A 25,248-nucleotide genomic window follows, 5' to 3' on the forward strand; every position below is an offset into this window, starting at 1 on the left:
GATCACGGTGCGAGGCGTGGGGACTTTCCGTTCCGCGCTTGACCGCACCGCACCCGACCGAGGTACGCCCGTGTTCGGGGAGCGACATGTTGTCGACCACCCCTGCCTCGGGCCGGATCGCCTCGCGATCCGAATGAGAATGTCCGCGACGTGAGACTCGACCGGGTAGGTGGTCCCGCGGGCCGCTCGCGACGGATGGCCGTGCCGTGCCGCCGCGCCTCCTCATCCGATGGTGACGACACGCGCCCAGGGCGGTGGGGTGTCCGGGGTGTAGTCGGAGTTCTCCTCGTCCACGGCACGAGCGGCTCGGGGCAGGAGACCGACGACGGTGCGGCAGGGCGGCTGTACGGAGGGCCACGGCGTCTGGCCATCCGTCAAAGCGACAATCACGTCCGGGCGGGGCCGGGAGCGGAGTGCCCGAGCGAAGCCGGAGCGCAGATCCGTCCCCCCACCACCGACCAGTTCGATGCTCTCGGCCCGGCAGAGCGGGACGGCGACCCCGGCCGCCGCGTCGCAGGAGATCACCGAGACCAAGTCTCGCCGTCCGCCCACCGCCCGCGAGATCGCCGCCACCTCCAGCAACGCGCTGCCCAGCTCGGCGTCACTTACCGACCCAGAGGTGTCGATCACGACGCAGACCCGAGGCGGCGTACGGCGCAGACTCGGCAGCAGCACCCCGGGTACGCCGGCCGAGCGCCGGGATGGGCGCCGATAGCTGTGGTCCTCGCCCGCCCCTGACGCACTCGCCGCCGAGCGGACCGCCGCTCCCAACAACTGCCGCCACGGCTGCGACGGATGGAACGCCTCGTCCGCCCATCGGCGCCACCCCTCCGGCGCGTCGCCCGGTCGGCCTCTGATCCCCTCCGCGACTCGGAGGCGGACCGCGTCCCGCTGTTGTCTGCTCAGCCCGTATGCCCCGCCGGGTCCCAGTTCCCACGGCCGGTCCTGCCCGTCGGCACCACTGCCGCAGTCCAACCAGGCCAGGTCCGCGGCGACCCCTGACATCGACGCCGTCCGCAGGTACTCCTCCATCAGCAGTCCGTCAGGCAGCCGCAACAGCGACGGCAGCGCCGCCCCGGCGGGCAAGGACAGGCCATCGCCGTAGATGTCGTCGTTGATTTCGAAGTCGGCGGCAATGTTCCGCCGCAGCCGCTCGCCCGGCCCGTGCTCCCGGTGTTCCCGCGCATACCTCTCGCTCCGCCCATGGTGGTCCCGGAGCAGGTGGGAGACTTCGTGCACCCAGACGCCCGCCAACTCCTCCACCGGGGTGCGGTCCACGAAGCCGGGAGAGACGTAGCAGCGCCAGTGCGCGTCCACCGCCATCGTCGGCACCGACCGGTCCTCCACCACGTGCAGCGCGAAGAGCGCATCGGCCAGGTAGGGACGGACCTTCACCGCGTGCAGCCGGGCGGTCAGCAGTTTCTCCATATCCATTGGGGGCCCGGACCGGTCGGCCTGTCCGCCGGAACCGGCCGGCGGCCCGGGCACGGTGACCCGCACCGGACGCGACAACGCGGGCCAGGACACCGGGCGCGGCAGCGGGCGCTTCGCGGTCCCTGTCATCGGCACGTCCCCGTCGCACGCCCGGCTTCGGCCGCCGCCGTTGCCCGCTCCACCGACCGATCCGCCCGCCGGGCGAGACCGACCACCCCGGCCAGCCGCTCCACCGCCTCCGGCACCTCCCAGTCGTCGCGCCGCAACGCGGCCAGCGCCGTCGCCGGGGCGACCAGCAGGTCCGGGGCGCCGGTTTCCAGCGCTCGGACCAGTACCGCCCAGCCCGCCTCCCATCGCTCCCGTTCCGGCCGCGCCCCTACGGCGGCCACCACCGCCTCCAGCGCCGCCTGACGCAGATCGCCCCGCTTCGGCAGCTCGGCGGAGACCGGCTCGGCCAGCAGCGACTCCGGATCCGGCAGATCCATCCGTTCCAGGTGGGCGAGGAGTTCGAGCCCCGGCCCGTCCCCCACCGCGCCCCGTACCAGCAGCGCCAACACCTCCCGGGAGACGGAGGCCGCCCTACCGAAAGCCAGCAGGGTCAACGCGGCCTCCCAGCTCCGGGGCGAGGGCCAGGCACCGCCGCGCCGCGTCTCGGTGCCCGGCAGCCGGTGGATCAGTGTCGGTCGGGCTTCCAGGAAGCCGCACACCGCGCGCCGGGCGAAAGCCACCGCCTCCGGCAACCGTTCCGACACCAGCCGGGGCAGCTCCGCCCGGGGCCAGACCCCGCCCAGTCCGCGCACCACCACCTCCCGGTCGTGCGCCCAGTGCAGATGCACGAACCGGTTGGCCAAAGGCGGGCTCAGCTCCCACCCGTCCGCCGCCGACGCGCGGGGATTGGCCGCGGCTACGATCCGAACTCTCGACGGCAATTGCAGCGCACCGACCCTTCGTTCCAGGACGACCCGGAGCAGTGCGGCTTGGACCGCGGGGGTAGCGGTGGAAAGCTCGTCCAGAAAGAGCAGTCCCCGCCCGGCCCGCACGAGTTCCACCGCCCACTGCGGCGGCGCCATCGGCACCCCCCGCACCGCCGGGTCGTCGCCTACGACGGGTAGCCCGGAGAAGTCGGACGGCTCGTGGACACTGGCGATCACGGTCGTCAGCGGCAGGTCGAGGGAGGTGGCGAGCTGCGTCAGGGCCGCGGTCTTGCCTATGCCCGGTTCGCCCCAGAGCAACACGGGCAGGTCGGCCGCGACGGCCAGGGTGAGCGCTTCGAGCTTTTCGTCGGGGCGTGGTTCGGTGGTGGTCGTCCGCAGGAGGGCCAGGAGGTCGTCGGCGAGGGCGAGTCGGGTACCGGTTCCGGGCGTGCCGGCGGCCGGGGTCGAGGTGGACTGAGGGGCACTGGAGAACATGGGCATCACCTGGGGTGGGATCAAGGGAACGGGACGGCTCGTCCCGGGTGTCGTGGGGCATGCGGCGCGGAACGGGGCGGGAGACTCGGAGGAGGACGGCCGGTCAGCGAGTCAGGCCGGTGCGGGGCCGGGCCCGGCTGCTTCGCTTGCGGCGCGTCGCGGGAGGCGTGAGGCGGTCGTTGCGGGGGCGGTGGCCCGCCTTCGCGTGCCCCCCACCCGAGGCGTTTCCGCCCCCCACCGCGCCGGCACCGGGGCGCACGGCGGCCAGCCCCGAGCGGAAGAGCCCGTGATCGACACGGCGGGCCGCGGCCGACTCCAGCTCTTCCCGGAGCGGCCCGTCGCGCAGGACCGCACCGGGGCCGAGCAGCCTCTCGACCACGGCCAGCGCCCCGGCGACATCGCCGTGGCGGAGCCGCTCCCGGACCGCAGGCAGTGCCTCCGGGGTGCGGTGCGCGGCGTCGATCGCCCGTAGACAGGGCAGCGCCGGTCCGCCGAGCGCCACCAGGAGCCCTTCCCGCCGCAGTTGGTCCGGATCGTGATCGACCGCCGTCAGCACCCCGCCTCGCAGCGCGATCCGGTGGACCTCGCCCCGACACTCCACCCGATGCGGATCGCCGGGCTCGTGACCGGGGCCGGCCACCGGTGCCGAGTCGGGAGCCGTCAGTGCCGCGGCGACGAGCGGATGCAGCCGCTCGGTCGCGACCAATCCGGCCCGCAGCAGTTCCAGATCCGGAAGGATCCGGGCCGCCGCCTCTGGCAACACCGGAAGCGCCGCAACCTCCTGCGGCGGCAGTGCCTCCCGCAGCGGCCGGAACGTCGGGGCATGGCTGTCATCGGGGGCGACGAGTTCGAACACGGCACGGCTCCGTGCACCGAGCCGCACGGTGAAGGCCCCGCGAGGACGCTCTTCCGCTCGCAACAGCAGCTCCGCCTCGGCGGCCCAACTCGCCGTCGCCCACGGGGAGTCGTGAACGGTGGGTTGATCGGGTCGGTCCGGCAGGTCTGGCCGGCCAGGTGCGTGGGGCCGGTCGGCCGGCGCCGTGGACGGTGCCCCGTCTGCACCGCACCGCACCGCCAGTTCGCCGCTCCGCCCGGCATCCCAGAGGTGCCGGTGCAGGTCGAGTCGGAAACGCCGATCGGCATGCGGGTGCGGGTGCTGCCCGGGGGGACCGCCCCCGGCCCTCTCCCACAGGGCCAGGGAGATCCGCTGCCCGGCGTCCGCCCAGGCCGGCGGTGTCCGCGCCACCAGCTGTAGCGGCGCGGCGCCGGAACCCCGGTAACGGGCCAGGGAGACGGTGAGGCCAGGCCGGAGCCGCCCGTCGGGGGCGATCCGAGGCATGTGCCACCGAAGCAGATCAGGCGCCAACCGGCGCAGGTCCGCACGGAGGTGGGTGACGAACTCGGTGCCGTGGCGGTCGCGCACGGCGCGCAAATCGAGATCGACGTCGATCCGGGCGGCGGCGCAGGCCCCCGCCCAGTCACCGACCGCACGCCGTGCGGTCGCGGTCTCGATCATGGACGGTGGCACGGCGTACTCGCGCACGCGCTGCCACATCAACAGGCGGGGCGGAATCTCGTTCGCGAAGTGAGATGCCATCAGCACTCACCTTGCGCAAACGATTCCCCCAATCCGTACGAGGAGAAGTTGTTCATCACCGGTATCGTAACCACACCGTTGGCGATTCGTCAGTCCGTTCGGGCCGTCCGTCGACCTCCCTCCGACACACCGCGACGCCCGAAACCGCGCGACGAGTACCGTCGTCGCCGCCTGGCACGGGCCCGTGCGGACTCGGGCGCCGCTTCGGCTCCGTCGGGGCCGGCGGGAACGGTGACGTTGGGCCGGCCTTCGACGACCCACCGGTGCGAAAACGTCATTCGCCCGGAACCGGAAGGCGGGCACCGGCGAACCAGTCGAGATGTTCGCCATGTGGTCCGGTGAACGCGACCGGACGCTCATCGAGGCCGAGGACGAACGTGGTGCGGCCGGTCGGGGGTGGCTCAGGCAGGAGGTCCCGCACCGCGGGGAGCACGTCGGGCGCCTCGTTGGAGATCCAGCGGCACGGAAGGCCCCGCATCGTCCGCGTGAACCGCGCGCGTGCCTCAGGTGAGAGGTAGGCCAGAACCGCGCTGTGGAAGACCACGGGCGTGGCCCCCTCGGGAGCTTGGGCCACCAGTCGGCCCACTGTCTCGTTCAGGTCTCCGCGGACCAGGTGCGCCGGCTCGGCGCGGGCCACTTCGAGGGCGCCGCGCAGTCGCTCCAGGCGCTCGGTCTGCTCCGGCCAGACCAGGCTCTCCAGCCAGCCGGCGTCCTCGGGATCCGAGGGGTCGAGCGGATTGAGGTCGACTCCGGCCCGCCGGACGACCTCGGGCAACCGACGCGGTATCGGCACCGGGCCAGTGGTACGGCAGGGCAGGGTGATCGGGCTGTCCGTCGGTCCGAACGGTTCACCCTCGTCATAGCGGTAGCGGTACCGGTCCGGGTGGAGGCAGAGCCCGGCCGAGGCTCCGACCTCGATGAGCGCCAGCGGCTGCGGCAGCGCCGCGAGCAGCGGCAGCAAGGTGGCGCACCGCGCGCTCTCGTTCGTCTGCGTCAGCCGCGACAACACGAGGGAACTCACCCGGTCCCAGTGGGCGATCACCCACGCGCGGAATCCGTCGGACGAGTCGACGGGCGCGCCCAGATGCCGTGCGGCGGCCAGCAGGAGGTTGGGCTGACGCTTGATCGGCGGAAGCTCGCGCAGTAGCGCCAGGAGCCTCTCGTCCTCGGCCACCCCCAGGCTCAACGTCTCGTAGCGGGGTGAACGCCCCCTCGCCTGGCGCTCGGCGAAGAGTCGGTATTCGTCCGCGATCGTCCGCGACTCGACGTCCGGGTCCGGATCGGTGCTCACATGCCTGCTCATCACTGCCCTCCCACCCGAGGATCATGCTCCTGTCCGGTGCGGGGAAGAAGCCGCGGCGCATGGGTGTCCGGAAGGTCACACGGGCGCGTCGCCGACCTGTCGGGACAGCACGACCGGGCACTGTCCGGGCGGTCACGGCGGGCCGGGCAGAGCCGGTTTTCGGTCCTGGGCCGTCGTTTTCCGGACGGAACAAGATCCAGATCTTCAGACGGGCCCACACCGGTCGATAAGGTCGTGAAACGTCTCCGCCCTCATCGCGCGGTACGGCTGAGTACACCGCTCACGTTCAGAACTTCATGGCACCCCCGCGCCCGGCGACCGGTGGCCGGCGTGCCCGGCTTCTCACAGGTCACCTCCACGGTCACGGTGTCGTTCTCGGGAATCTCGATGGGGGTCACCCAGTGATAGTCCTGGTTCCGGAAGGTCTCCAGCGCGATCGTGGTGATCTTTCGGTCGCCGAAGGTGATCGTCAACACCCCTTCGTCCCCCTGGAAGTTGGCGACGACGATATCCGTGATCCCGAAGACGCTGTTGTCGGGCACCCGGTAGGTGCCGGTCCTGGTCGCCCCTCCGGGCGTCTGCAGATCGATGGTCGCCGAGCTCTGCCGGCCGGCACCGCCCGAGACACCGGCACCGCCCGAGGTTCCGGCGTCGGCCGCCGACCCGTCACCGCCCGATCCGGGCGTCGCACCCGGCTCCCGGCCGCCGGGGCGGGCGTCCAGGCCGCCGCCGGGTCCGGTGTCCGGGGCCTGTCCGCCCGGCTGACCGGCGGGCGTGGGACGCGGCTGGACCGCCTCGTTGACCGCCTCCTCGGCGGCGCTGCGCACCGCCGGGCGGACCAGCGCGAACCACGCGAGCAACAGCGCCAGCAGCGCGGCGAGCACCACGAGCAGCCACCTGGGGAAGATCGGGATCTGGACGAACTCCGCGTCCAACGGTGCCCGGACGGCGGTCGCGTCCCGGCCCACCGTCTCCTGGTCACCGGTTTCGGCGGTGTCCACGGTGAACGGCCACACCACCGGGGCGCCGAACCACACCGGCTTGCCCGTACGGACCCGCAGCCCGACCTCCGTCGACTCGCCGGGCTCCGGTTTCGGCTCCGCCGGGCTGAAGGCGAACCCCAACTCCTCGCCCGCCTGGCCGGGGGTGAAGCCCACCCGCACGGGGGAGTTGCCCTGGTTGCGCACCGTCAGCCGGTAGCGGCCCCGCAGCCAACCGCGTCGGCGCCTCGGAACCAGCTCCGCGCGCAGTTCCCGGAACTCCTCGATGTGCACGGTGGTTTCGAGGACCCGCACCGACTCGGGGTGCTCGGTCGGCAGGACCCGCACTCCGAGGGGCACCTCGCCGGCCCGGACCTCCGGAGAGCGCGGCGGCTCCAGGCGGATCGTCACCGTCTCCGAGGTGCCGGGATAGAGGGAGACCCGCGGGGGGTCCACGGTGGTCCAGGGAGCGCAGTCCCCGACGACCTCCAGGTTGTACGCCTCGACGATGTCGCTGTCGTTGCGGACCGTCACACCGGTCGTGGCCGTGTCGCCCGGTGCCACTGTCACCGCCGGGATGTCGACGTCGGGCGCACCGGGGCCGGAAGAGGCTTGGGAAGGCGTCACGCCACCACGGTAGGACCGTGCCCGGAGGCTCGACGAGGAGCGCGAGGGCAACACCCGGGCAGTCGTAGTGCCCGGAGCGCGACATCCGACTCCGTTGTGATGGAGCGCGTCGACGGCATCCCGTCACCTTCGCGGGCAACATACGGGCGGTCGTGCCACCCCCGCTTCGCCCCATGGACCCAGGACTTACGAGATAGGTAACCCGCCATGCTCTGCTCAGACAAAGGCAGTTCGGTCACGTCCGCCACCACGCCGCCACGTGTGCCCGCCCAGCCCCGGTCCACGCGCCGGGCCTCCCGCTCCGACCACCCGGGCCGGGTGACCGTGGCCGTCTACGCCGCCGATCCGGTCCTGCGCGTCGGCATCGTCCAGCAGTTGCGCCCGCGCCCCGAGGTCGATCTGCTCGACGACACCGACGCGGAGCAGGCGCAGGCATCGCTGGTGGTCGTGGACGGCGTCGACGACGGTGTGGCCGCCCTGCTGCACCGGCTGCGACACAACACCGCCGGTCGCACGGGCCTGGTGGTCGGCACGCTCGGGCCCGGCGCGCTGCAACGCGTCATCGAGTGCGGCGTCGCGGCGGTGCTGCGGCGTACCGAGGCCGACCAGGACCGGCTTCTCCACCTGGTCCTGGCGATAGCCAACGGTGAGGGCGTGCTGCCCGGCGATCTGCTCGGCGAGCTGCTCACGCACGTGAGCGGCCTCCAGCGCTCGGCGCTCGACCCGCGGGGCCTGTCCCTGTCCACGCTGACCACGCGCGAGGCGGACATGCTGCGCCTGGTGTCGGAGGGCCTGAACACAGCGGAGATCGCCCGCAAGACCGCGTACTCCGAACGGACCGTCAAGAACGTGCTGAACGAGATCACCACGCGGCTGCAACTGCGCAATCGGGCCCACGCGGTCGGTTACGCGCTCCGCAACGGGCTGATCTGACGACGGCCGGGCCCCCGGCGCTGCCCGAAAGCGCACCACGCGCTTCCCCCGGATACGCCCCCGCCGCCCTGCCGCGCCGCACGCGGACGTCGGAGAGTGGCGGAGGCACATCCGGATGCCGCACCAACCTGCGAGGGGGGCTGTGATGGGAACCGCCGGCCCCGGCGGGCGGAACCGCCTGGTCAGGCTCGGCACGTCGTTGCTGCTGGTGGTCCCGTTGCTCACGGTGACGGCGGCCTCCGAGCAGAGCGGCGCCGAGCCCCGGCCGCGGGCGGCCGACGCCGCGGAGACCCGGATCGCGTACGCCGGTACCCGGCACCGCAGTCTCGGCCGGGTCGCCACCGACACCTCCAGCACGCCGCTGTTCGGCGCGGGCCCCGCCCACTTCGACGTCCAGCCGTCCGCCCTCGGCGACACGCTGGTGTTCGCGAGCCGCCGTGACGAGAAGGACCCGCAGGTCTACCTGCGGTCCGCCGACGGTTCGGTCCGCCGCCTCACCGACGGCCGGGACGCGGCGCACCCCCGGCTGACGCCGGACGGGCAGGCCGTGGTGTTCGACTCCGCCGAGCCCGGCGGCCCGGGCGGCCAAACCCAGCGCGACCTGTGGCTGGTGCGCACCGACGGCACCGGCCTGACGCGACTCACCGACACGCCCTCGGACGAGGAGCATCCGACGGTCTCCCCGGACGGGCGGCGCCTGGCGTACTCCGGCGACGGCGTCCCGTCGGCCGGACCGCAGATCTACGTCCGGCCCCTGACCGGCGGCGCCGCCTCCCGGATCACCGACCCCGCGAACGGCGCGGCCACCGAGCCGGTGTGGAACCCGGTCGACGACCCCGCGCACCGGGACCTGATCGCGTACACCGCCACCGCCGCCGGACAGGACGACCCCCAGCTGCGGGTGACGGACGGGCGCACCGACGGGCCGCTGCTCGGGGGTGCGCGGGAGCGGTGGCGGGCCCACGGGGCAGCGTGGCTGCCCGACGGGGACGAGGTGCTGTTCCTGAGCCCCGAGATCACCTGCGAGTGCGAGGGCGACTGGGACCACGTGTTCCGGGCGCCCGTGCACTCCGCCGAGGTCCCCTCGCTGGTGCTCAGCGAGGACCGGGAGGTCCTCTCGCCCACCTGGCTCGGCCCGCTCGACGGCGGTGGCGCGGTGGTGGAGCGCGTCTCGGCGGCCGGCCCGAACACGGTGACGCTGCAGGACGTCCGGACGGACGGGGCCGACCCCCGCGACCTGGGGCTGACGATCCTGAGGGAGGACCCGAGGGCCGACGACCCCGGGCCCGGGTCCACCGAGGACCCGCTGTTCCGGCCCGCGCCCGGGTACGACCCGTGGACCGTGCGGCAGAACTACACGCCCGACGGCCGCCGGATCGTGGTGACCCGCTTCGAGGACGGCCCCGACGGCCGCCGGATCCAACGGATCTGGACGGTGGACGCCGACGGCTCCAACGCGGCACCCATGCCGCTCGCGGGACGCGGCCCGGCGGACTGGGACACCGATCCGACGTTCTCCCCGGACGGCGAGTACCTCGCCTTCACCCGGACCTCGCCGGGCGGTGTCGGGCGTCCCGGCCGCGTCCTGATCGCGGACGTCGGGACCGGCGAGATCCGCGGCGAGATCGTCCCGCCGGACGGGCAGGGCACCGGCGGCGACGCTCAGCCCGTCTGGTCCCCCGACGGCACCACCCTGGCCTTCACCCGCAACCACGTGATCAACGGGAACGGCGGCAACAAGCACGTCTGGACCGTGCCCGTGGACGACCTGGGCCGGCAGCGCGATCTGAGCGCAGCGGTCTGCCCGGGCGAGTGCGAGGTCATCGACGACAGCCCGGCGTTCTCGCCGGACGGGCGCGGCATCGTCTTCAACCGCCAGAACGGCGGCGGCCGGGCCGACGAGCGCAAGGGCCTCCTGCTGACGTCCCCGACGGGCGAGGACTGCCGGGTGCTGTTGCCCGACGCCGCCCGCGACCTCCCCGGCGCCTGCCGGCGGGAGCTGCCGGACACCTCGGCCACCGGCCCGTTCCAGCCGCGTGACGCCGCCTGGACGGCCGACGGCACCGGTTTGGTGTTCAGCTCCCGCGCCGGCCTTCCGGCCCACAGTCCCGAGAAGCTGAGCCTGCTGGACACCGCGTCCGGCGCCCTCACCCCGATCACCGCCGGTCTGCCGGGCCGGCAGAAGGAGCCCAGCGTCCAGCGGTCCGTGGATCTCGCGGTCCGCGCGCCCGGCACCGCCGGGGAGGTCACCGTCGGCCGCTCCACCACGGTCCGCGTCGAGGTCGTGAACAACGGCCCGGCCGCCTCCCCCGGCACCCGGCTGACCGTCGCTCCGCCGCCCGGCGTGCGGATCACCCGGATGGCGTGGCCCGGGGGCACCTGCGACGCCGCGTCCCTCCAGTGCGACGTCGGCGTGGTGCCGCCCGGCACCACCGTCCCGGTGGACGTCACCCTCACCGGGGTCGTCCCCGGTGTGGCACCGGTCGACTGGTCGGTCACCGGGGCCGTCCTGGATCCCAGGCCCGGCGACAACGCCGGCCGGACCCTGGTGCCGGTGCGCGAGGCCCCGCCGCCCCCGACGACCCCGTCCCCGACGACCCCGGCACCGTCCACCCCGCCGCCGACGGCCCCGCCCCCGCCGGCCACCCCTCCGTCCACAGCTCCGCCGCCCACCGTGCCCCCGGCGCCGGACGAGCCCGAGGCCGGCCCCGGAGTGCGCGTCACGGCCCAGCCCGACCCCGGCTACGTCGGCGGGCGCGTCGTGGTGACGTACACCGTGCGCAACGGCCGCGAGGCGCTGGCGACCGGGCTGCGGCTGCGCATCGGCCTGCCCGCCGGGATCCCGAACAACGGGCCGCCGCCGGGCTGCGACCGCTCCTGGGTGTGCGCGCTGCCGGACCTGGACCCGGGCGAGAGCACCGTCGTCCGGGTGGTCCTCAGCCCCGACAGGGCACTGACCGGCCGTGTCACCGGCGACCTCACCACCACCGGGACGGACGCCGACCGACGCGACAACACCGCCCGGCAGCGGCTGCGCGTTCTCCAGCCGCGCATCGTCGCGGTGCCGCCGATCGGCAAGCCCGGCTTCGTCACCTCGGTGCGCGGCCGGGACTTCCCGCCGGGAGTGCCGGTGCGGTTCACCTGGAAGCCGGGGATCACCGCCGCGGCGGCACCGACCGTGCCGGAGCCGGACGGCACGTTCATCGGTCAACTCCTCATCCTCCCCAAGGACCAGACCGGACCGCGCACCATCACCGCCGCCGGTCCCGGGTTCTCGGCGGTGACGACCGACTTCCTGGTGGTCAGCGGCACCGTGCAGCCGCCCGACGGGGTGACCCGCCGGTGATCCACGAGGTGGACGAGGGACTGCGCCGCCTGCTCGGCGAGTCCGGCCTGGAGGCGTCGGGCGTCGAGGTGGTCTTCGACGCCCCCACCCGGGACTGGGCGGCGCGCCGCAGCGCCCCGACGGTCTGCGTCTTCCTGTACGACATCCGCGAGGACGCCACCCGGCGCGGCAGCGGCGCCGGGGAGGTGTACGACGCGGACGGGCGGCTCGTGGCACGGCGTACCCCGCCCCGCTGGTTCGAACTGACGTACCTGGTCACGGCCTGGGCGAACCGCCCGCAGGACGAGCACCGGCTGCTCTCGCAGGTGCTCGCCTGCCTGGTGGCCGGCGACGTCCTGCCCGCGCGGCTGCTCACCGGCACGCTCGCCGAACTCGGCCTGACCGTGGACCTGGAGACCGTGGGGGCGGGGGACGACGGACCGGCCGCCTCCGATGTGTGGTCGGCGCTCGGCGGGGAGCTGAAGGCGTCGCTCGGGGTGCGGGTGCGGGCGCCGCTGGCCGGGGTGAGCACGGCCGTCGCGCCGCCGGTCACCGAGGGGCTCGTCGTCCGCTCCGCCACCCGGCGCGAGGGCGGCGAGGCGGTGGCGGGGCGCCGGCTGCGCTACCCGGAGACGATCGACCCGGGCCCGGACGGCTTCGCCGCTCCGCGTGGGCGGCCGCCCGCCCCCGCCCGGCGCCGCCGCCGGGGAGACCGCCAGCCGTGACGCACACCGTCGAACCCACTGCCGAACCCACCGCCCGGACCGCCGCGCGGACCGACGCCCGGACCGACGTCGAAGCCGCCGCGCAGGCGGGCGCCGCAGCCGTCTCCGCCGGCGCGGAGCACCTGTGGACGCGGCTCCGTCTGGTCGAGGAGCGGGTGCGGCACGCGGTGGCGGTCCGCCGCGCCGCCGACCCCGATCCCGACGACCCGTACCGGGGCCAGTACCTCACCCCCGAGGCGGTCGCCCGCATCCTGGACGAGCCGGGCGGCCTCGGCCTGCCCGCCCACGAGCCCCGGCACCCGCCGGCCGGTTCCGTCCTCGGCGGCCTCGCCGCACGGTTCGGACTGTCCCCGCTGGACCTGGACCTGCTCCTGGTCGCGGTGGCACCGGACCTGGACCCGCGGTTCGAGCGGCTCTACGGCTACCTCAACGACGATCTGACGCGCCGCCGGCCCACGGTCGGGCTCGCCCTGGAGCTGTGCGGACTCGCCGGGGCGTCCCCCGCCCGGTTCCGGCTCGCCCCCGGAGCGCCGCTGACCGCGGGCGGTCTGGTGGAGGTCACCGAGCCGGACCGGCCGCCGCTCTCCCGCGTCCTGGTGGTCCCGGACCGGGTCACCGGGCATCTGCTGGGCGACGCGCGACCCGACGCCCGGCTCGCCGAGGTGCTCGGCGAGGCCCACGAGGACCCGACCGCCGAGGCGGCGGAGGTCCGCCGGGCGGCGGCCGCGGCCGGGGCCGGGACCGGGGCCGGGGCCGGCCTCGTCCATCTGCGCGGCCGGGGCGGCGACGCCGCGGGGCTGGCCACCGCCGCCCTGCGCGCGGCCGGGCTGCCCCCGCTCGTCCTGGACGCGGCGGCGCTCGCCCGGCGCTCCGACGACGTACCGGAGCTGGCGCGGGTGGCCGCCCTCGAAGCCCGCCTGACCGGTGCCGGGGTCGTCCTCGGTCCCTTGGAGGCGCTGCCCGCCCGACCCGCCGAACGAGCCCGGACGTTGGCGGCGCTGTGCGGGGCGCTGCGGGGGATCCCCCTGTTGACGCACGGCACCGCCGGCTGGGATCCGGCGTGGGCGGCCGACAGCCCCGTCGTCCTGACCGTGTCGGCGCCTCCCCCCGGGCGGCAGGCCGCGCGCTGGCGGCACGCCCTGGAGCGGGCCGCCGGCGACGGCTCCGCGCCCGGCGACACCGAGGCGCTCGCCCGGTCGGTGGCCGCGCACCGTCTGGATTCGGGCCGGTTGCGCCGCGCCGCCGACGTGGCGACCCGCACCGCCGCCCTGGAGGGCCGCCCGGTGGGCCCCGACGACCTGCGGGCCGCCGTACGGGCCCAGAACGGCGCCGGGCTCGACCGCCTCGCCCGCCGGATCGAGCCCGGCGTCGGCTGGGACGACCTGGTGCTCCCGCCGACCACCCACCGGCGGCTGCGCGAACTCGCGCTGCGCGCCCGCCACCGCGAGCAGGTGCTCGGACAGTGGGGGATGCGGCCCGGCGGCGGGCGGGGTCGCGGCGTGATCGCGCTGTTCGCGGGCGAGTCGGGCACCGGCAAGACCATGTCCGCCGAGGTCGTCGCGGCGGACCTGGGCATGGACCTGTACGTGGTGGACCTGTCCACGGTCGTCGACAAGTACGTCGGGGAGACCGAGAAGAACCTGGAGCGGATCTTCACCGAGGCGTCGGCGGTCAACGCGGTGCTGCTCTTCGACGAGGCCGACGCGATCTTCGGCAAGCGCTCGGAGGTGAAGGACGCCCACGACCGGCACGCCAACATCGAGTCGGCGTACCTGCTGCAGCGCATGGAGTCGTTCGACGGGATCGCGGTGCTGACCACCAACCTGCGGGCCAACCTGGACGAGGCGTTCACCCGCCGCCTGGACGTGGTGGCGGACTTCCCCGTGCCCGACGCCGGCCGGCGCCTGGCCCTGTGGGAGCGGTGCCTGGGCGAGCGGCTGCCCCGGGACGGTGACGTGGACCTCGCCTTCTGCGCGGACCGCTTCGAACTCGCCGGCGGCTCCATCCGCGCCTGCGCGGTCACCGCGGCCTACCTGGCGGCGGAGGCCGACGGGCCGCTGACCATGCGGCAGGTGGTGACGGCGGTGGCGCAGGAGTACCGCAAGCTGGGCCGGCTGGTCCTGGAGGGCGAGTTCGGGCCGTGGCTGGCGGTCGCGGCCGAGGCGTGAGGGGTGGGCCGGCAGGCTGCGGCCCGCGTGCGCGACCGCACGCCGGACAGGCCGGTCCCGAACCGGGTCCCCGTCTCCGGACGTGCCGGCCCGCCCCGCTCGTGATCAGTATGCCTGGTACGGCGAGGGCACGAGGAATGCCCTCGGGTCTTCCCTTCCGGCCCTCTCGTCGTGTCCGGCCGGGACGACACGCTGGGCGGGCGGCGCTGCCCCCTGCCCGCGCACCGCGAGCACTGTCGAGCCGCCGGAAGGAGCGACCTTGCGAGCCCGTGCCTCGACCTCGGACACCGAAACCCGGAAGCCCAAGCCGCCCGCTCGGACGGGCGTACCGGCGGCGCCGATGACGCGCGACGGCGGCGCGGAGGCCGTCGTCCTCGCGTCTTTGCAGCGCACCGTCGGCAACGCGGTTGCCGCGCGGATGCTCCAGCGGGCCCGGAGCTCCGGGAGTGCCGGTCGGGGGCAGGAGCAGGAGAGCGGGGCGTCCGTCCAGCGCTCCTCGGTCCACGATGTTCTCCGCAGGCCCGGCAGCCCGTTGGACGGGCCGGTGCGGCAGGAGATGGAGAGCCGGCTCGGCGCCGACTTCAGCGATGTGCGCGTGCACACGGACAGCGCCGCCCGCGCGTCCGCCGCGGAGGTGGGCGCCCGCGCGTACACCTCGGGCAGTCACATCGTGCTCGGTGACGGCGGCGGCGACCGGCACACCCTGGCCCACGAGCTGACCCATGTGATCCAGCAGCGCCGAGGGCCGGTCGCGGGCACCGACAACGGGACCGGGCTCCGGATCTCCGACCCCGGGGACCGCTTCGAACGCGAAGCCGAGACGAACGCCACCCGCGCGCTCGCGGGCCCGGCACCGTCCGCCGGACACACCTCGGAACACCCGGTGGGAAAGGATCACGCCGACGGTGCCGCTGCGCTGCAGCGCCATATCGTCGAAATCAAGAAGGGCACCCCCGGCACGGCCGAAACACAGTTGTTCGAGGCCTTCTTCACCGCTGTCGACAGGGCGGTCCAGTGGGCCTACGACTACGTCACCACCGCCCCGCAGCTGGGCCCGTTGAAGGACTACGACGGCTACACGAAGCGTTGGGTCGAGGTCTGGCAGAAGTTCCACGCCGAAGGCAGGAGCGGCGGCATCTCCAAGGAATTCGGCTACGCGATCGAATCCATCGCCCAGGCCCGCCTGGAAGGCGAAGGAGCACCTGCCCTGCCTGGGAACGCGCGCTTCGCCACACAGGTGACCTACGGCTCCACCCGGCCGGACTACGTCTTGTACTCGCAGGGGCAACCCATCGGGGCCGTGGACATCACCGCCACCGCCAGCACCGGTCACGTCCTGGACAAGACCAGCTGGGACGCGTTGTTCCCGCAGTTCGGCGAGTCCGTCTACCCCTCGCTCGATCCCGTCGTCATCGCCGGCATGAAACTGGCCCACGACAACACCGCACGGCTCACCCAGCAACAAGCCGACCAGTTGAAGCAGCAGGCCGCGGCGAACCGCGCCATGTGGGAGGAGAACTGGGGGCAGATGGGCGCCTCCTTCATGGCGGACATGCAGCGTCAGGGCATCGTGAACGCCGCGGGCCAGGTGAAAGGCGGCGGCGATCCGATCGTCCGGGCGACCCAGCGCCGCACCGCGGTCTTCTCCTGGATGACCGAGAAACTGGGCGTGGACCAGGCCACCGCGGAGAGCAACGCCACGGTCATGCTGCTCACGTTCAACCGGAGCTGGCCCGAATCGTTCTCCTGCAACGACTCCACGGCGAGCGTCTCCCGTGGCGAGGCGTTCCTGACCTCGGTGTACCCGGAGTGGAAACAGCGCCAAGGGGTCTGACGGCACGTCCGGCCGGCCCTCGTCCCCGTCTCCCGCCGGGCGGCGGCCGGGACGTCCATGCCCGCACGGGCACCGCGGGGGCAAGGGCGAGTGCCGCCCGGACCGTCGGGGCGGGTGGCCGGGAAGGCAGCGGTCCTGCCCCCGGGCAGGTCCGCCGGTCCCTGCCGCCGTGGCGGACCGCCGCGCAGACTCGCTCTGGACACAGCCGACCGACCCGCAAGGACCCGAAGGAGCGAGCATGCCGACGTACCTCACCCCGGGCGTGTACGTGGAGGAGGTGCAGTCCGGTGCCCGGCCGATCGAAGGGGTCGGTACCGCCGTCGCCGCGTTCGTCGGGTTCGCCGAGAAGGGCCCGTTCCACGCGCCGACGCTGGTCACCGGCTGGGACCAGTACACCCAGCACTTCGGCGGCTTCACCGAGGGCACCTACCTGGCCCACGCGGTCTACGGGTACTTCGCCAACGGCGGCGGCGCCGCGTACGTGGTGCGGATCGGCGGCGCCGCCGAGGACGCCTCCGCCCCGGCGGCGGCCGACGACGCCCGGCGGCGGGCGGCCGGAGCGGGGGAGCCGGTGGAGCTGGGCGGTTTCCTGGTCGCGGCCCGGCCGGGTGTCTCCGGGGTGACGGTGGAGATCGCCGACGCGGACGGCGAGAGTCCGCCGCAGGACCGCTTCAAGGTCCTGGTCCGGCGGGGCGAGCAGGTGGCGGAGACGTACGAGGTCTCGACCCGCAGGAACGTCAGGGCATACCTGGTCAACCAGACCCGCTCCTCCGAGCTGATCGAGGTCGCCGAGCAGCAGGGCGCCACCCCGGGCAGGCCCGCCAACCAGATCGTGGCGCTGCCCGACGCGCCGGCCGTGCCCGCCGCGCCCGGCGCCGGCGAGGTGTCCCGCCTCGACCCGGCCGAGTACGTCGGCGACGCCGCGGCCCGCACCGGGTTCGGCGGTCTGGAGACCATCGACGAGATCACCATGGTCGCGGTGCCGGACCTGATGAGCGCCCACCAGCGCGGCGACATCGACGCCGAGGGCGTGCGCACCGTGCAGCTCGCCGTGATCTCGCACTGCGAGCAGATGGGCGACCGGGTGGCCGTCCTGGACACCCCGCCCGGGCTCTCCGCCCAGCAGGTGCGCACCTGGCGCAACGACGAGGCCGGCTACGACTCCCGGTACGCCGGCCTCTACTACCCGTGGATCCGCGTCTTCGACCCGGCCGCCGGACGCAACACCACCGTCCCGCCCAGCGGCCACATCGCCGGTGTGTGGGCGCGCAGCGACGCCGAGCGCGGCGTGCACAAGGCGCCCGCCAACGAAGTGATCCGCGGCGCGGTGGACCTGGAGTCCCGGCTCAGCAAGGGCGAGCAGGACCTGCTGAACCCGATCGGCGTGAACTGCGTACGGGCCTTCCCCGGCCGGGGCATCCGGGTGTGGGGCGCCCGCACCCTCTCCTCCGACCCGGCCTGGCGCTATCTGAACGTGCGCCGCCTGTTCAACTACCTGGAGGAGTCGATCCTGCTGGGCACCCAGTGGGTGGTCTTCGAGCCGAACGACGACCGGCTCTGGTCGAGCATCCGGCGCAACGTCACCGCGTTCCTCACCGAGGAGTGGCGCCGGGGCGCGCTGTTCGGCCGCACCGCCCAGGAGGCGTTCTACGTGAAGTGCGACCGCGACAACAACCCGCAGGAGTCCATCGACCAGGGCCGGGTCATCTGCGAGATCGGTGTCTCGCCGGTCAAGCCCGCGGAGTTCGTGGTGTTCCGGCTGGCCCAGTTCTCCGACAGCACCAGCCTGATCGACGAGTGACCCGCGGGTCCGCAAGGGGAAGGTGACAGAAAGTCATGGCAACGGGCGATGCTCTTTCCACCCATGTCTTCGGCGTGCAGCTCGGTGGCTACCTGGTCGAGTCGGTCCAGGAGATCAGCGGGCTGACCGTCGAGGAGGACGTGGTCGAGGTCCACCAGGTCAACAACGGCAAGCAGATCATCCGCAAGCAGCCCGGCGCCCGGAAGGCGGGCGAGATCACGATCACCCGGGGGCTCGACCAGAGCAGCGAGTTCACCAACTGGATCAAGGAGACCCTGAACAACGGGGCCGTCAACACCGCGCGCCAGAACCTCACCATCGAGATCATGGACAGTGAGGGCACCACGGTCCGCCGTATCCAGCTGATGCAGGGCTGGGCCTCCAAGTGGGAGGGCCCGTCCCTGAAGGCGGGCGAGTCGTCCGCGGCCACCGAGACCGTCACCATCGTGTTCGAGGAGATCGTCGTCGAATGAGGCGTCGTACGGTGACGGCGGGCAACCTGGAGGAGATCCTCCAGGCCACGGCGCCCGCCCCGGCGGACGGGCGGACGGCGGCACCCCCGGCCGCCGCCCCGCCACCGGCACGGGAGGACCACGGTCTGCGCACCGAGTTCGAGTTCGAGCTGCCGCGCGGATACGTGGACGAGGCGGGCACGGTGCACCGCCACGGCGCGATGCGCCTGGCCACCGCCCGCGACGAGTTGCGGCCCCAGATCGACCTGCGGGTCAAGGAGAACCCGGCGTACCTGAGCGTGGTGCTGCTGAGCCAGGTGATCACCCGGATCGGCGCGATCACCGATGTGCACGCCGGGATCGTGGAACGGATGTACGCCACCGACGTCGCCTTCCTCCAGGACTTCTACCGCCGCGTCAACAGCGAGGGCCACACCCGCGCGGCGGTGACCTGCCCCCACTGCGAGGGCGGCTTCGAGGTCGACCTCTCGGGTGGGCGCCTGGGGGAATCGTGACGTACGCCCTCCCCCGGCTCCGGGAGGAGATCGCGTACATCGCCTACCACTTCCACTGGCAACGCGAGGAGATCCTCGACCTGACCCACGGTGAGCGACAGCAGTGGGTGGCCGAGATCGCCCGCATCAACACCCGTATCAACGAAAGCGGTTGAACGCATGGCATGGTGGGACAGGCTGCGCCGCCGGGCCACCGGAACGGGCGGTCCGTCCGGCAGGGGCGGCCCGGACCGGAGCGCGCCCGACGCCCCGGGGGCCTCCGTACCCGGCGACTGGGACGGCGGCTGGCGCCGCACCGCGCCGCCGGAGCTCACCGTGGCCCGCGCCCCGCTCGGCGTCAGCGACGGCCTCGCCTTCCGCGCGGGGCTCACCGCCTGGCAGAACCCGTCGTTCGACACCGGCCTCGGCCACGCCCTGCTGCCCACCGCCCCGACCGGCCTGGTGCGCGGCGTCACCCACCCGGCCGCGCCGCGCCCCGCCCACACCGGCGGGGGGCCACTGCTGCTGCGAGCGCTGCGCCCGCAGGGGGTGGACGACCCGCGGGACGGCACACCGGGCGCCGGCGTCCCGGGCGGCCCGGCCCGGCCGTCGGCCGCTCCGACCGCGGACGCGGGCTCCGGCCGGAAGCCGGCGGTGCCGCGTCCCGGCGACAACGGTGCCGCGGCGGAAGACCGTTCGGGCGGTGTCCCCCGGACCCGTGATCTCCCGTCCACGGGTCTCCCCGCCGTGCTCTCCCCCTCCCCTTCCCTCTCCCCTTCTCCTTCCCCTTCCCCCTCCCCTTCCCTCTCTTCTTCCTCCTCCCCCGTCCAACGGACCGCGGAGCCGGGTACCGGCCCGGTCGTGCTCCCCGCCGGTGCCGGTCCCCGACCGGCCGCTTCGGAGATTCCACTGGTGCGACGGGTGTCCGTGCTCCCGAGCGCAACCGCAGCCGCCGACCGGGCGGTGCCCCGGCCCGCCTCCGGTCCGTCCGCCTCGAAGACGCCCTCCGGCACACCCGGACCGGCCTCCGGGCGTGCGTCCCGGCCGCCGACCGGCCCCGAAGGCCCCACGCCCTCCGAGCCGGCCGGGACGCACGCCCCGACGGCGGCGGAGCCGCGGTCCGCTCGGGACGGCGGGCGGCCAGGGGCCTCCCGCGCCTCCGGCTCCGAGGTGCCCCGTCCGACCGTCCGGCTCCGCCCGGCGGGGCCTTCGCTGACCATCGCCCGGCACCCGGCCGGACCGGCGCGCCGCGTCTTCGCCCTGCGGCCCGCCACCGTCCCGGCGTCCGACAACGACACCTCCCCCGACGCGCCCGACCCCACCTCCGGCACGACCGCACCGGGTGGGGCGGGGGCACGCTCCACCACCTCCGCACAGCGCGCCGCCCCACGCGCGGATGGCCGCGCGCCCCTCGGTGCCCCATCGAGCGAACTCCCCTCCACCGCCGTGCCGTCGCCAAAGGCCGCTCCCGCCCCGCGTTCCGCGCCCGGCGACGGATCCGCGTCCGGTCCTGCTCTACCGGTCGTCCAACGCCACGCGGAGGGCACGACCGGCGCCCCCGGCCCGTACGACGGCGACGCGGGACGAGCGGCCCACGGCGCCCCGGCCGGCCCCGCCGCGTCGGCCGACGCACCGCGCCGGATCCCCGGCCCCGCCGGGGCACGCGCTCGCGGTGGTCTGGGCGCGCCGCTGTCCGCGCTGCCGCCGAGCGCCGACCTGCCCGGTTCCACCGCGTCCGACGCCCGCGTCCCCCGTACGGTGCCCGGCCCGAGCCTCCGGCGCGCTCCGGCGCCGCCGCCCACGACGGATCGCGGCCGGACGTCCGGCGGGGTCGCTCCGCGTACCGCCCCCCTCGCGCCGGGAGGGGGCGGAGCGGACGCGTCGCTGCTGGGGGTGGGTGACGGTCGGCTCCGCCCCGCGGGCCACTCCCCCACCGGGGGCACCGCACCACCCGGTCCCGCGGGCCACGGAAACGGACCCGCCACGCCGCTGGTGACGCCGTCCCCGGCCACCGTGCCCCACCGCCCGGCACCGGAAGGCGCCGCGGACACGGACGGCGGGAAAGGCCCGGAGAGCACGGACGGCAGGAAAGCCCCGGAAGGCCCGGCGGGGAGCCCACGACGCCCCGGGACGGAGTCCGGCGGGCCGGACTCCGGGGGTCACCGGCTCCCGGGCGCCGCCGCGCCGGGCCCGGTCGTCGTCGCACGGGCCACGGCCGGAGGCACCGAAGACGCCCCCTCCCCCGGCCCAGCCGACCCACGCCCGCGCCCGCGCCCGCTCACCGTGCCCCGCCCCAGAGCACACTCCGCCCCGACGGCGCCGCGCACCCTCTCACTGCTCGCCGCGCGCCCGCTCACCCCGAGCACCCGGGCCCCGGAAGGGGTGGCACCGCACGCCGCCGCCCGCTTTGACGACCGTCCCGTGGTGGCGGTGCGCCGGCTCGGCGCACCGGACGCCCCCGCGGGCGGCCCCGCGGGCGGCCCCGTGCCGTCCGCGAGGACGTCCGCGCGCCCCCGCCCCGGACCGGAGGTCCCGGGCGTACGGGAGACGGGCTCCCCGGCCCCGGGGCGGCACGTCCCGGTCGTCCGGCCCGAGCCACCCCGCCCGGTGGCGGCCGGGGCGGCCACCCCGGCCGCCGCCGTACCGGCGCGTCCCCTGCCCACGACCGTCCCGCAGGCGCCGGCGCTCACAAGCCGTCCGCCGGCCGCGCCGGCACCGGTGGGGAACGTTCCCGTGGTCCGGCCGAGGTCCGGCGCGCCGGGCCCCGGACCGGCGGCGAACGGCGGGGCCGGCCGGGCGGCACCCCCGATCCAGCGCGACAGCGCCGGCACCGGCGGCGCCGCCGTGTCCACGGGCGCGCCGGCCAAGGAGGTGCCGGTGCGCGACCGGACGCGGTCGGTCTCCGCGTCGTCCGGCCCGGCGTCGTCCGGCCCGGCGTCGCCCGCCCCCGGCAGGGGCGCCGCCCGGTACGCCGAGACGCCACAGGACCCCGGCCTCGACCTGGACGACCTGGCGCGCCGCCTGCTCGACCCGATGGCCCGGCTGCTCCGCACCGAGCTGCGGCGCGGCCGGGAACGCACGGGCCGCCCCCACGACGGACGCCGCTGAGGGCACGGAACGGAGAACGGACGGATGACGGACAGCATCTTCGCGACGAGCGTGTTCTTCCGGCTCGCGATCGGCGGCAACGACCTGGGCGCCTTCCACACCTGCTCCGGCATGGGCGCCGAGGTCGAGGTGGAGAGCTACGCCGAAGGCGGCAACAACGGCTTCACCTGGAACCTGCCCGGACGCGTGACCTGGACGAACATCACGCTCACCCGTCCGGTCACCGCCGATACGGCGAAGATCGGCCGCTGGCTCGACGAGACGCTGCGGCGGGTGGAGCCCAAGGACGGCGAGATCGTGGCGCTGAAGCCGGACCTGACCCGGATCATCAGCTGGCAGGTGTTCGGGATCGTCCCGGTGCGCTGGCAGGGACCGTCCTTCGACCCCGCCGACTCCCAGGCCGCGGTGGAGACCCTGGAGATCGCCCACGAGGGGCTGCGGCCTTCCTGACACACGCCCACGAACAATTCCCCGGACGCGTCCTCTCTCGGAAAGGTGGTTCCCGGCATGCCCCCAGCGGTCCGCGCCAGTCGGGCCAGGGCCCAGCTGACCCTGAAGGAGCCCCCGGCCTCGGTCGGCGCGAGGCCCGGCGGGGTGATCGCACGGCTCGACCTCCAGTTCAACCCCTCCTCCCTGGAGCTGCGCAAGACCACCGAGTGGCGGCGCACCCCGTCCCGGATGGCGGGGCAGTCGGCGCTGCCCGAGTTCGTCGGCAGCGGCCCGCGCGAGCTGAGCCTCGAAGTCTTCCTGGACGCCACCGCCACCCACGACGACTCCGTGGAACAGGCGGTGGAGAAGCTGATGAAGGCGTGCGTGCCGACCCCCGTCAGCCTGGGGCGCAAGAAGCCGGCCAGCCCGTGGGTGCGGTTCGAGTGGGGCACCGCGCGGACCACCTCGTTCGACGGGGTGCTGTCGAGCCTGTCGGTGACCTACACCCTGTTCGACGTGGACGGCAGGCCGCTGCGGGCCACCTGCGCGCTGTCGATCGAGGAGGCGAGCGTCGACCCGGCGGGCCAGAACCCGACGTCCGGCGCGCGCACCGCCCGCAGCACGCACACCGTGGTGGCGGGCGACAGCCTGGCCCTGCTGGCCTGGCGGGAGTACGGCGACGCGACGGCCTGGCGGGTGATCGCGGAGGCGAACGGAATCGACGACCCGATGGCCCTCGTGCCCGGTACCGAACTGGTGGTGCCGGGGCTGCGGGACTCGGCCGGTGAGGAGGAGCGGTGAGCAAAGCCGAGACGCGGGGCGGCCGGTCGTTCGCGGCGGACCCCGTCGTGGAGACTCCCGCCGAACTTCCGCGGGTCTGGGCCACCCAACTGGTGAGCTGCGTGGTGGACGAGAACGTGGGCCTGCCCGACGCGGCACAGCTCACCTTCCGCGATCCCGACCACGAGTTCCTGAAGGCGACCGGCGTCACCATCGGCACCCCGCTGCGGGTGTCGGTGGTGACCGTGAACGGGCGGGCCCGCGAACGGCTGTTCAACGGCGAGGTGACGGCCCTGGAGGTGGACCGGGACCGCACCGGCTCGTTCACGGTGGTGCGCGCCTACTCCAGGGCGCACCGCCTCCAGCGGGGCCGCAAGGTGGTGGCGTACCGGAACATGACCGCGGCCGCGATCGTCCGCAAGGTGGCCGCGGGGGCCGGGCTGGCCTGCGGCACCGTGGAGGCCGCGCCGATCACCTACCGCCAGCTCTCGCAGGCGAACGTCTCCGACTGGGACTTCCTGCAGTACCTCGCGGGCGAGAGCGGCGCGCAGGTACGCGTCGACGACAAGGGGCTGCTCCAGTTCACCCGGCCGCGGGAGGCCTCCGGCGCGCCCGCGCCGTCGACCCCGGCCACCCGCAGTCCGATGGTGCTGGAGTACGGGCGGAACCTGCTGGCACTGCGGGCCTCGCTCTCGGCCGCGGACGGGGCGGCGTCGGTGGAGGTGCGCGGCTGGGACGTCACCACGAAGAGGCCGCTGGTGGCCCGGCATCCGTCGGTGACCAGCCAGACGGTGGAGCCGGGCCTGAGCCCGGCGTTGAGCGCCCGGTTCGGCGCGTCGGCGAAACTGACCGTCACGGACACCCCGTACCGCACCCAGGCCGAGACGGCGGCCGTCGCGGACGCGACGGCCGCCCGGGTCGGCGCGGGCTTCGCCGAGTTGGAGGCGGTGGCCGAGGGCGATCCCCTGCTGCGGGCGGGCAGACCCGTGGCGCTCGGCAACGTCGGTCAGGCGTTCTCGGGCCGCTACACGGCCACGGCGGTGCAGCACGTCCTGGAGCCGCACGGCGGGTACCGGACGACGGTGTGGGTCAGCGCCAGCCCGGACCGCTCCCTGACGGGCCTGGTGACCGGCGCCAACGCGCCGGACCGCGGCCCGCGCATGCCGGGCCTGGCGATCGGCGTGGTGACGGACGTACGCGAGCCGGGCGGCGCCGAGCGCGGCGCGGTGCGGCTGAAGTTCCCCTGGCTGGACGACAGCTACGTCACCGACTGGGTGCGCACCGTGCAGTGGGGCGGCAAGGGGGGCGGGGGCGTGGTGAGTCCGGAGGTCAACGACGAGGTCCTGGTCGGGTTCGAACAGGGCCTGCTGGACAGCCCGTACGTCATCGGCGGGCTCTACAACGGCGTGGACCGGCCGTCGCCCCACGACGTCCCGCTGGTCGACACCACCAGCGGGCAGGTCAACCGCCGTTCCGTGGTGTCGCGTTCGGGGCACCGGGTGGAGCTGTTGGACGCGAAGGCGCCGGGCCCGTCCGGACTGCGGCTGAGGACCGGTGACGAACGCCTCGAAGTGCGCCTGGACGACCGGCGGGACCGGATCGAGCTGACGGTGTACGCCGGTCGGGGTCGCCCCCTCACCTCCGTCCTGCTCGACAAGGACGGCATCACGCTGGACGCGCGGGCGGGCAACGTGACCGTGCGGGGCCGACAGGTGGACATCGACGGCACGGACGGGGTGACGGTCGGCGGCCGGTCGGTGCGGCTCACCGGCCGGTCGGACGTCACCGTCGACGGCGGCCTGCTGGGCGTCCTCAAGGCCCGGCTCATCCGGATCAACTAAGGAGCACC

The 25,248-nt window shown here is 74.6% G+C and carries 18 protein-coding genes; 13 read left to right on the forward strand and 5 right to left on the reverse strand.

Features of this window, described 5'->3' with window-relative positions:
- Positions 1-222: 222 nt before the first annotated feature.
- From F0L17_RS01035 to F0L17_RS01055, 5 genes are all read right to left on the reverse strand, one after another.
- Entirely contained in the window at positions 223-1,428 is a 1,206-nt protein-coding gene (locus F0L17_RS01035; RefSeq protein ID WP_155069329.1) for a DUF2201 family putative metallopeptidase, read from the reverse strand.
- Positions 1,429-1,559: 131 nt separating this feature from the next.
- Positions 1,560-2,843, reverse strand: coding sequence for an AAA family ATPase (locus F0L17_RS01040; RefSeq protein ID WP_155069330.1), 1,284 nt, complete (start codon positions 2,841-2,843; stop codon positions 1,560-1,562).
- A 103-nt stretch (positions 2,844-2,946) separates the two neighbouring features.
- Entirely contained in the window at positions 2,947-4,440 is a 1,494-nt protein-coding gene (locus F0L17_RS01045; protein WP_155069331.1) for a hypothetical protein, read from the reverse strand.
- Positions 4,441-4,714: 274 nt separating this feature from the next.
- The gene (locus F0L17_RS01050) at positions 4,715-5,743 is read right to left on the reverse strand and encodes a DUF2332 domain-containing protein (protein WP_155069332.1); all 1,029 of its coding nucleotides are present in this window, start codon (positions 5,741-5,743) and stop codon (positions 4,715-4,717) included.
- Between the two features lie 251 nt (positions 5,744-5,994).
- Positions 5,995-7,350 (reverse strand): COG1470 family protein, encoded by a 1,356-nt coding sequence (locus F0L17_RS01055; protein WP_338017903.1) that lies wholly within the window; start codon positions 7,348-7,350, stop codon positions 5,995-5,997.
- Between the two features lie 207 nt (positions 7,351-7,557).
- Between F0L17_RS01055 and F0L17_RS01060 the strand changes: the two genes are divergently transcribed.
- The 13 genes from F0L17_RS01060 to F0L17_RS01120 all read left to right on the forward strand — a co-directional run bounded on the left by F0L17_RS01060 (position 7,558) and on the right by F0L17_RS01120 (position 25,240).
- Entirely contained in the window at positions 7,558-8,283 is a 726-nt protein-coding gene (locus F0L17_RS01060) for a helix-turn-helix transcriptional regulator (protein ID WP_155069333.1), read from the forward strand.
- Between the two features lie 145 nt (positions 8,284-8,428).
- On the forward strand, positions 8,429-11,629 hold the full coding sequence (locus F0L17_RS01065; protein WP_155069334.1) for a DUF11 domain-containing protein: 3,201 nt from the start codon (positions 8,429-8,431) through the stop codon (positions 11,627-11,629).
- On the forward strand, positions 11,626-12,333 hold the full coding sequence (locus tag F0L17_RS01070) for a Pvc16 family protein (RefSeq protein WP_162465636.1): 708 nt from the start codon (positions 11,626-11,628) through the stop codon (positions 12,331-12,333). Before F0L17_RS01065 ends, F0L17_RS01070 begins: the two co-directional genes overlap by 4 nt.
- Positions 12,330-14,501, forward strand: a complete 2,172-nt coding sequence (locus F0L17_RS01075; RefSeq protein WP_420802365.1) for an AAA family ATPase — start codon at positions 12,330-12,332, stop codon at positions 14,499-14,501. The genes F0L17_RS01070 and F0L17_RS01075 overlap by 4 nt, the downstream gene beginning before the upstream one ends.
- A 340-nt stretch (positions 14,502-14,841) precedes the next feature.
- On the forward strand, positions 14,842-16,335 hold the full coding sequence (locus F0L17_RS27285) for an eCIS core domain-containing protein (protein WP_238419207.1): 1,494 nt from the start codon (positions 14,842-14,844) through the stop codon (positions 16,333-16,335).
- Positions 16,336-16,573: 238 nt separating this feature from the next.
- Positions 16,574-18,136 carry a phage tail sheath family protein gene (locus tag F0L17_RS01085; protein WP_155069335.1) on the forward strand — a complete coding sequence of 521 codons (1,563 nt, stop codon included), beginning with the start codon at positions 16,574-16,576 and terminating at the stop codon, positions 18,134-18,136.
- Between the two features lie 35 nt (positions 18,137-18,171).
- Positions 18,172-18,609 carry a phage tail protein gene (locus F0L17_RS01090; RefSeq protein WP_155069336.1) on the forward strand — a complete coding sequence of 146 codons (438 nt, stop codon included), beginning with the start codon at positions 18,172-18,174 and terminating at the stop codon, positions 18,607-18,609.
- Positions 18,606-19,103: a zinc-ribbon domain-containing protein gene (locus tag F0L17_RS01095; RefSeq protein ID WP_155069337.1), complete on the forward strand. Its 498-nt coding sequence runs from the start codon at positions 18,606-18,608 to the stop codon at positions 19,101-19,103. The genes F0L17_RS01090 and F0L17_RS01095 overlap by 4 nt, the downstream gene beginning before the upstream one ends.
- Complete coding sequence (locus tag F0L17_RS26915; protein WP_164497197.1) at positions 19,100-19,258, forward strand: DUF6760 family protein; 159 nt, start codon at positions 19,100-19,102, stop codon at positions 19,256-19,258. Before F0L17_RS01095 ends, F0L17_RS26915 begins: the two co-directional genes overlap by 4 nt.
- A 2,557-nt stretch (positions 19,259-21,815) precedes the next feature.
- Positions 21,816-22,190, forward strand: coding sequence for a hypothetical protein (locus tag F0L17_RS01105; protein WP_155069339.1), 375 nt, complete (start codon positions 21,816-21,818; stop codon positions 22,188-22,190).
- Between the two features lie 24 nt (positions 22,191-22,214).
- Positions 22,215-22,640, forward strand: a complete 426-nt coding sequence (locus tag F0L17_RS01110) for a phage tail protein (protein ID WP_155069340.1) — start codon at positions 22,215-22,217, stop codon at positions 22,638-22,640.
- Between the two features lie 57 nt (positions 22,641-22,697).
- Positions 22,698-23,420 (forward strand): CIS tube protein, encoded by a 723-nt coding sequence (locus tag F0L17_RS01115; RefSeq protein WP_155069341.1) that lies wholly within the window; start codon positions 22,698-22,700, stop codon positions 23,418-23,420.
- The gene (locus F0L17_RS01120; protein ID WP_162465637.1) at positions 23,417-25,240 is read left to right on the forward strand and encodes a VgrG-related protein; all 1,824 of its coding nucleotides are present in this window, start codon (positions 23,417-23,419) and stop codon (positions 25,238-25,240) included. Before F0L17_RS01115 ends, F0L17_RS01120 begins: the two co-directional genes overlap by 4 nt.
- Positions 25,241-25,248: the final 8 nt, after the last annotated feature.

The organism is Streptomyces taklimakanensis (assembly GCF_009709575.1).
Classification (GTDB): Bacteria; Actinomycetota; Actinomycetes; order Streptomycetales; family Streptomycetaceae; genus Streptomyces; species Streptomyces taklimakanensis.

Coding starts and splice junctions, on each gene's coding strand:
- F0L17_RS01095 (WP_155069337.1), top strand. CDS start 18,606: ATGAGGCGTCGTACGGTGACGGCGGGCAACCTGGAGGAGATCCTCCAG.
- F0L17_RS01090 (WP_155069336.1), top strand. CDS start 18,172: ATGGCAACGGGCGATGCTCTTTCCACCCATGTCTTCGGCGTGCAGCTC.
- F0L17_RS01040 (WP_155069330.1), bottom strand. CDS start 2,843: ATGTTCTCCAGTGCCCCTCAGTCCACCTCGACCCCGGCCGCCGGCACG.
- F0L17_RS27285 (WP_238419207.1), top strand. CDS start 14,842: ATGACGCGCGACGGCGGCGCGGAGGCCGTCGTCCTCGCGTCTTTGCAG.
- F0L17_RS01035 (WP_155069329.1), bottom strand. CDS start 1,428: ATGGAGAAACTGCTGACCGCCCGGCTGCACGCGGTGAAGGTCCGTCCC.
- F0L17_RS01050 (WP_155069332.1), bottom strand. CDS start 5,743: ATGAGCAGGCATGTGAGCACCGATCCGGACCCGGACGTCGAGTCGCGG.
- F0L17_RS01085 (WP_155069335.1), top strand. CDS start 16,574: ATGCCGACGTACCTCACCCCGGGCGTGTACGTGGAGGAGGTGCAGTCC.
- F0L17_RS01060 (WP_155069333.1), top strand. CDS start 7,558: ATGCTCTGCTCAGACAAAGGCAGTTCGGTCACGTCCGCCACCACGCCG.
- F0L17_RS01110 (WP_155069340.1), top strand. CDS start 22,215: ATGACGGACAGCATCTTCGCGACGAGCGTGTTCTTCCGGCTCGCGATC.
- F0L17_RS01065 (WP_155069334.1), top strand. CDS start 8,429: ATGGGAACCGCCGGCCCCGGCGGGCGGAACCGCCTGGTCAGGCTCGGC.
- F0L17_RS01115 (WP_155069341.1), top strand. CDS start 22,698: ATGCCCCCAGCGGTCCGCGCCAGTCGGGCCAGGGCCCAGCTGACCCTG.
- F0L17_RS01045 (WP_155069331.1), bottom strand. CDS start 4,440: ATGGCATCTCACTTCGCGAACGAGATTCCGCCCCGCCTGTTGATGTGG.